The organism is Nocardioides sp., assembly GCF_024509035.1.
GTDB lineage: Bacteria > Actinomycetota > Actinomycetes > Propionibacteriales > Nocardioidaceae > Nocardioides.
The window spans coordinates 1-1,733 of sequence record NZ_JANINT010000382.1 but is presented as its reverse complement, the minus strand read 5'-3'; the positions used below and the strand labels follow the sequence as shown (position 1 = coordinate 1,733).

Here is a 1,733-nt window from a genome sequence, read left to right as displayed (position 1 = left end):
GGTGAGCTGCTCGACGTTCTCGGCGGAGACCTGCCGCCCCGTCGCCGTCGACAGGGCGTCCGCCAACTCGGCAGGCGTGCGGTCGCCGTCCAGCTCCGAGAGCAGCAGGTAGAGCAGCGGCGTCAGCTGGACGACCTGGCCGTCGGCCCGGCGCGCGAGGGCCGGTGTCTCCCGGTAGCCCGAGCCGGGCATCTCGCCCATGAGCTGTACGCCGGCCGCCCGTGCGGGCGCCGGCGTCGCGGGAGAGCGGGCGGTGTGGCGCGCGGGCTCCTCCCGCTCTCCCGTCGTGGTCACGGCTGCGTGATGTCGGATGCCTGCTCGGAGGTGGCGGTCGCCGAGCCGTCGATCGTCTGGTTGATGATCGCGTCCTGCTGGGAGATCGAGACGGCGTTGCTGTCGACCGAGCCGACGTTCGCGGCCACCGCGGCGTCGATCGGGGCAGCGACGTTGGCGTTGGCCGCCACGGCACCGTTGATCGGAGCCGCGATGTTGGCGTCGCCGTCGAGGTTGACGTCGACGTTCAGCAGGTCGCCGTCGGCCGCGCTGCCGACCGCCGTGCCCAGGTCGCCCGCGGTGGAGCCGACGTCGCCGGCCGCCGTGCCCAGGTCGCCCGCGGTCGTGCCGACCGGATCCGTGCCGACCGCGTCCGTGCCGGCTGCCGCGTCCGCGGCGTCTGGAGCGGCACCCTGCTCCAGGGAGCTGTCCTGGACCGCGTTCGCGGTCGCATCGGCGTTGACGGCCTGGTTGACCAGCGCGCCCTGGTCCGACAGGGCCTGGGCGGTCGAGCCCTCGGAGAGGATGTTGGCGCCAACAGCGTCGATGGGAGCGGCGACGTTCGCGTTCGCGGCGACACCCAGGTCGATCGGCGCGGCGGCGTCGATGGCGAGGTCGAGGTCGGCATTGAGGTCGAGGATCGACACGACCTCCTTGTCGGGCAGCGCGACGCCGTCCTCTGCTGCGAGCTCGGCGTCCGACAGTCCGGCGGAGACTTCTGGGTTGTCCATGGCGAATACACCTCGGTCACGATGAGACGACAGTGCGATCGCCGTACCCGGCACCGACACCGGTGAAACGAACTCCTGGAGCGCGGGGCGGGTTACGGTGAGCCATGGCCATCGGGATCCTCGGGTTGCTCGTCGGCATCGTCCTCGCCGTCGTCGGGCTGACCGTCCTCTACTTCGTGATCCGGTACGCCGTCCGGGACGGCTTTCGGGTCGTGTGCCTGAGAACGCGCTATAGCGCGGTATGAGGCACACGACCCAGCAAACACCCGGGCACATCGAGTGCTCAGAACCCTTGTGGACAAAGGGGATTCTCTGACCGGGCGTTGAATGTCGGTGGCGAGTGCTGGGGTGGAACCGTGATCGAGATCGACAGCACCCACCAGCCGCTGTGGTCGAGGACCGCAGTGATGCGGTCGGCCAGCACGACCCACCCGCCTGGATGCGCGAACAGGTCATCCTCCGCGACCGACACTGCGTACACCCCCACTGCCAGACCGACGCCCGGGCCTGCGACCTCGACCACACCACCCCCTGGCCACTGGGACCCACCGCGCCGACCAACCTCGCGAGCCCTGACGCCAGCCGACCGCCGAGCCTCAGCCCCGGGCTGCGGCTGCGGCTGCGGCGGGAACGTAGCAACCCAGTCTCGCGGCGCGCACGGCGGCGAGCGTCCTCGACGGAGCGTCCAGCTTGACGAGGACGTGCTCCACATGCGCGGCGACCGTGCGC

3 protein-coding genes are annotated in these 1,733 nt (G+C 71.0%); 1 reads left to right on the top strand and 2 read right to left on the bottom strand.

Features of this window, described 5'->3' with window-relative positions:
* Both Q0L15_RS21890 and Q0L15_RS21885 read right to left on the bottom strand, forming a co-directional pair.
* Nucleotides 1-294, bottom strand: a 294-nt coding sequence (locus Q0L15_RS21890) for a hypothetical protein (protein ID WP_296606932.1), incomplete at its 3' end; no start/stop codon positions are given.
* Entirely contained in the window at nucleotides 291-1,004 is a 714-nt protein-coding gene (locus Q0L15_RS21885; protein ID WP_296606931.1) for a hypothetical protein, read from the bottom strand. The genes Q0L15_RS21885 and Q0L15_RS21890, both read right to left, overlap by 4 nt.
* Before the next feature lie 104 nt (nucleotides 1,005-1,108).
* Here Q0L15_RS21885 and Q0L15_RS21880 point away from each other — a divergent pair, with 104 nt between their 5' ends.
* Nucleotides 1,109-1,249, top strand: coding sequence for a hypothetical protein (locus tag Q0L15_RS21880; RefSeq protein ID WP_296606929.1), 141 nt, complete (start codon nucleotides 1,109-1,111; stop codon nucleotides 1,247-1,249).
* Nucleotides 1,250-1,733: the final 484 nt, after the last annotated feature.